This window comes from Streptomyces sp. NPDC091376 (assembly GCF_044757085.1).
Classification (GTDB): Bacteria; Actinomycetota; Actinomycetes; order Streptomycetales; family Streptomycetaceae; genus Streptomyces; species Streptomyces pratisoli.
The window spans coordinates 1-5,248 of record NZ_JBIVUF010000056.1 but is presented as its reverse complement, the minus strand read 5'-3'; the positions used below and the strand labels follow the sequence as shown (position 1 = coordinate 5,248).

At 63.0% G+C, this 5,248-nt stretch carries 3 protein-coding genes and 2 pseudogenes; 4 read left to right on the top strand and 1 reads right to left on the bottom strand.

Going from position 1 to position 5,248, the window contains the following annotated elements; genetic code table 11:
* Both ACIQMR_RS38170 and ACIQMR_RS38165 read left to right on the top strand, forming a co-directional pair.
* Positions 1-465, top strand: a 465-nt coding sequence (locus tag ACIQMR_RS38170) for a hypothetical protein (RefSeq protein ID WP_401397739.1), incomplete at its 5' end; no start/stop codon positions are given.
* Positions 466-1,669: 1,204 nt separating this feature from the next.
* Positions 1,670-2,249, top strand: a pseudogene (locus tag ACIQMR_RS38165) (transposase family protein); the annotation flags it as partial.
* Between the two features lie 1,082 nt (positions 2,250-3,331).
* Here the strand turns inward: ACIQMR_RS38165 and ACIQMR_RS38160 are convergent.
* Entirely contained in the window at positions 3,332-3,697 is a 366-nt protein-coding gene (locus tag ACIQMR_RS38160; RefSeq protein WP_401397737.1) for an SCO4225 family membrane protein, read from the bottom strand.
* 401 nt (positions 3,698-4,098) lie between these two features.
* On the opposite strand from ACIQMR_RS38160, the gene ACIQMR_RS38155 reads away from it, so the two are divergent.
* On the top strand, positions 4,099-4,521 hold the full coding sequence (locus ACIQMR_RS38155) for a hypothetical protein (protein WP_401397734.1): 423 nt from the start codon (positions 4,099-4,101) through the stop codon (positions 4,519-4,521).
* A 464-nt stretch (positions 4,522-4,985) separates the two neighbouring features.
* Positions 4,986-5,150: pseudogene (locus ACIQMR_RS38150) on the top strand (transposase); the annotation flags it as partial.
* Positions 5,151-5,248 lie beyond the last annotated feature (98 nt).

Here is a 5,248-nt window from a genome sequence, read left to right as displayed (position 1 = left end):
CCGGAACAGCACCCACAACTCGTCCGGCACCAGCCGTTCAACCAGATCCGTCATGCACGGATCAACGAGCGATCACGCCATAAGAAACGACGTCTTAAGCGCCCCGGACCCGGAGGTGCGTGCCAGTGGACTATCGACGCGGATGGAATTGCTGCGAATATTGAACTGGAGACTCTCCCTCCGAACTGGGGTACTGGCACCGCATGCGCCCGGCCGGTGGACCCCGATGCCATCGAGGGCAAGTTCTCGGACTTCCCTCGCGATAGGACTAGGTGGAATATCCGCGATGTAACCGACCCTAATGCGAAAGCATATTTCAAGCAGGAGATGGAAGTTGAAGTCCCCCTGTACAGGCAAGTGCTTCATGCTTACGACAGCGACGGGTTTGGAAATCTCTTGGGAGAGGTGGCGGAGAGAGGGGCCGTCCTCGAGCCGAAGGAATTTGGGAAGGTTACCTTTGGATAGTCTGCTAAATTCTCCGATGACGGGGCAATCAGTCCCCGTACATAAGCTAGCGCCGACTCACGCGGCCCGGACCGGCTGAAACGGTGCGCAAACCACTCGTCCGCCGCATCCAGTAGGCCTCATCATCATTGCGGCTCAGAGGACACTTCGTATTCCGTTTAACATCCACATACGGTCGCAAAGTGAAATGTGCAGGTTAACGCGCCATTAGTCTACGTTCTCGACCCATCGCGCGTCTTGGCTCACTGTAAAGGTATCCATAATCATGGGGGTCCCGGACTGCTTACACGTCACCTTGATCCACGTATTCACTGGGATCGGCCTATCCGTCCTTACCTGCACCCATTTTCCGCGCTCGCGTCCCTGTTCGTCAAGGTGATCAACGGTCACGCTCCCCTTGATCCCTGTATCAACGAATGTGTCTCTCTGCTTGGAGAATTGAACTCCGGCCTGACAGGATCCATCCCGCAGGTGGAAGTCAACAGTGTTGTAATTCCAAGTAACTTCCGGGGGGAGGGGGAGGCCGATGTCCGTTGGACCCCCCATTTTGGCGTAAAAGAAGTTCTTCCCGCCATCGGTTCGAGTCGCACTCGACCACGAGGCGCCATACCAACCATTAGCAAAGGCGTCGCGGGTACCTGCGCCGGCGTTATTACTGACCCAGATCGAAGTGATAGTTGCCTTTGGGACGGGGGTTATGTTTACATTGTACGGGTAGGAGAGTGGGGTTTTGATCGCATCGTGCGAAGGGACATTCATCCAGAGACATTCAGGGTATCGAGAGCCGTGGTCTTCCTTGTCGTACCAGCCCCAATAGCAGGTTTGGTGGGGATAGTATTCATCAATCGAGTCGGCGGCTGCAGTGGGCGCAATCATACACGCGGAAGCGGCGCTGACAGCTATCGTCGCCGAAAGAATTCTCGACCTCATTCTTTTCACGATGCATTCCAGAGAGTCAGGGGATGTTATGCGCAAGGCGCCTGTGCCGTCGCCGAGCTTAAGAGAGGGATCCAGTGATGGCGTGAGTAAAATGTGCGGATCCTGTCTCGCGCCTTCGCGCATGCGGCCAGGCCCTCCCGCATTGCCGATGAAGGCTGGGCCGCAGCGTGGCGGCAGGCGATCGATGACCAGCTACTGCGGCCTCAGCGCAGGCAGAAATCGGACGGCTCGCGTATCCGGCCACTGAACCTCTTCACGTCGGCGGTTCGGGGTATCGGAGGCGACCGCGTGGCGCTACGTGGACGAGATCCTCGGCGTCATCGCGTCCTGGGCGCCGGGCCTACGCGAAGCCCTCGTCGGACTGGGTGAAGGCGACTTCGTCATCGTTGACGGCACTCTCCTCCCTATCGACCTCATCGCCGCGGACGAGCCGCGCTACTCGATGAAGCACCGCCGCCACGGGATGAACGTGCAGGTCATACCCGCCCGGACGGCACACCCACTCTGGCCCTCGAGGACTTTGCCCGGCCGAACCCACGATCTGACCGCCGCCCGCCCCCACGGCATCATCCAGGCTTGTCTGACCAGGGAGATCCTCGTCCTGGCCGACCGCGCATACCAGGGTGCCGGCGCCACCGTCCGCACCCCTTATTGCCACCACCGCGAACAACCCGAGCACTACCAACAGTTCAACCGCGATCACGACCGCCTGCGGGCTCCCCGGTGAGCGCGCCTTCGCGCAGCTGAAGTCCTGGCGCATGACGCGCCGAGCCCACTCAACTAACCGCCTCAGCAGGATCATCAAGGCCATCCACACACTGCTGACCTGCACCTATCAAGGATGAAAAGGGTTCACTGAGCCCCGAAGCCCCGTGACTGGCGGGGGAAATACCTCGTCCGCCAGCTCCGGTTCATCCACATCCGCCGGAGCGAGCGCTCCTCTGGAACCGTCCAGTTGCGTTCAACCACATCGAGGAACACAGGAGCCAAGTCTTGCCCCCAGCATTTACACGGGCAGTTAGCCGGGTCGACCGCCGGGCATGGCTTCACGGTTCCTCCCACGCAGATACAGGTCAGGGGGCTCCCTGTTGATGACTACGGCAGCCGCCGTCATGCCGCGGCAAGTTGCACGTGCTGGCTGCCGAGAGCGGACCTACGCGGCAGGCTATGCCCGGCAAACCTGGACATGTATGAGTACTCGATGCCTAATCCTGATGCCGCGCACGCCACCCGCCGCCTGCATGCCATGCCACCGCCTGCCATCCAAGGATGGGTACGTACTGCTCACTGATCCCGGCCCCGGTCAGGACAGAATTCACCTCGAGAGGCACGGCTTGCCGTCACAACCGGATCCGTGCCTCTCCGCAGAACGCGTGTGGCAACGATGTTGCAGGCGGGAGGCCCGGCCGCAGCCGACAAATCCTTCCGCCGCAAGCCTCCTCCGGCCATGCCGTGACGCTGCCCCCAGGGCGCAGGGCACGCGCGGCTGTACGGGAAACCGCGGCTCCGCCGCCGCAGACGGCACTTCCCCTCCAGCAACATCACCGCGGCGCAGCGACAAGGGCAAAGGGCACGCAAGCAGTACCTGCCGCCGGAGCAGCCGATGCACCACCGGCCAATCCGGCGGGGCGCCGTTCAGCAGCGCCTGTCCCGGACCAGCAACCTGAGCAGCCGCGGCCGCCCGGCGTCCGGGACATCCTCCAGGCCCCGGAGACCGCGAGGATAGGCGCGCCGCAACGGCATATGGAGCCGGCGCCCGCAGCAAGCACGGAGAGGGCTGCTTGCTGCCGGCAGTAACAGCCCCATGCTGTGCGCCCGCGCGCACATGGCACAGGCAGCCGTCAGGCTCCTGACACCGTGCTGCAGGGCGTGCGTGAGAGGCCCTCCCCCTCATGCACGCTTCCGGCACACCCGGGCGGCTGACAGGCTACGACCGGGCCCCCGGACCCTGGCCCGTATGCTGCCGGGAACCCAAGTACCGTGCGAGCAGCCCGAGGAGTAGTGACTGGAACAGGACCGAGAGGACCAGCGCGGGGTAAATCCAGGCGCTGTCCGCCAGTTCCACTCCAAGCACCGAGCCTGCTGAGAGGAAAACGAAGAACGTCGGTGCTGCCATCATGAAGAGGAGGAAAGCGGCGAGTGAGGCGTCTTCGTGAGCTACAAAGAAGGTGTCCACGGTCACGAACAGCGCTACCGCCGCAACGGCGGCAAGGTAGGCAAGTGACGCACAGTTGGCTATAGCCAGCCGGAAGAGAACTGACGGCCGCGCATACTCTTTCGATGCAAATACCATATCGAGTACCCCTAGTGTGTGATGCCTGGAGCGTAACCACCAGAGAAGCGCTCTAACTGAGTAGCAGTACTCATCTGTCAGGCGGTACCGCAGCACCGCCGTACCGTCTTCAAGCCCGCCAGCACCATCACACGGAGAAGCAGAGCAGGCGCACTGGAGCACGCCGCGCGGAGACCGACTCTGAACCCGCGCCAGCAGACGCCTGAACTGTTCCAGCACTGCCGCCAGGTCCGTGCCTCTAAAGGAGCGACGCCGGCCCGCACCTCACAACTTTGTGTACTCAGTACAGTATCCAGTACAGTGAGGGCCCGGCCGGTCAGAGCGAGCACACAGCGCAGTGAGGCGCAAGCGCCAGGCATCGGCCAGCCCGGGCAGAGCGCTGCAAACAGGAAGGTGAAGACGTGAACCCGTTGCTGTATGACGAGGCGATCCGCATCCGGCAGGAAGCAAAGCGGCTGCAATCTGAACTCACCAACCTGATCGTTGACGAGCACGTCGGCGGCCGGACACCGAAGACCATGGCACACCAACTGGACCTGACCGAGTCGTATGTGTACCGCATCCTGCGCGACAACAAGTGGGAAGCCGCCTGGCGGGTCGAAGAACTCACAGGCAACGGTAGATGGCAGGAACTCAAAGAACTCGCACCAGGCATCCGCTGGTCCGGCACATGGAACACCAGCGAGACCGCTGAACAAGTCGCCGCCCGCATCATGACCGAGCTCTCCGGCGCCACCCGCACCAAACCTCTCCGCATCCGCATCTGGCGCGGCTCACCCATCGGCAACCCACGACTCACCACCGAACTCCCCCCATCGGCCTGACGAATCATGCGCTACGCCAAGTGAGGAGCCCTTGCGGGACGGGCACCAAGACCCGCTCGCTACAGCCACGGCAACCGAAGGCCAGGCACACATCCTGCTCCTCGAGATCCCCGACCTCAGGCCCAGAGCCGATGCCCGCCCTCACTCACCGGCCGATGGCGGCGCCGAACGCGGGTAAGAACTCCCACTCGCCACGACCAAGCGCCACCACACCCGCCCGTGTGGCCCCTCTGTACGCGACTGTTCGAAGGGGTGACGAGGAGGGCTGAGACAGGGCGTGAAGGCCGTGACAGACATCGCAGACCAGGACTGGGAACGGCATAGCAGCTGAGGTCCCGGGAGGAGACCGAGCGGTTTCCCCAAGACTGTCTGGTGATGCGGGTCGGGACGCGCTCGGGCCGGTCTTCGCCGACGCCGAGTTCCAGGAGCTGTTCCCGGTGCGGCGGCGCCCGGCGGCGCGACCGGCACAGCTGGCGCTGGTGTCGGTATCGCAGTTCGCGGAGGGGCTGACCGGCCGGCAGGCCGCGCATGCGGTCCGCTCGCCTCTGGACTGGAAGTACGCCCTGTCGCTGGAGCTGGCCGATACCGGGTTCGCCTTCTCCGTGCTCAGCGAGTTCCATGCCCGGCTGACCGGGGGGTGCCTCTATGTCTTTCGTCAAGCGAGGCGTGGGGTTCTGGGTTCGTAGAAGGTGCCGTCGCGGAGCATCGCGAAGAGCACGTTGATCCG

What these genes read in the sequence shown, in the direction of transcription:
- ACIQMR_RS38160 (WP_401397737.1), bottom strand. Translation starts at nt 3,697, where the DNA reads ATGGTATTTGCATCGAAAGAGTATGCGCGGCCGTCAGTTCTCTTCCGG.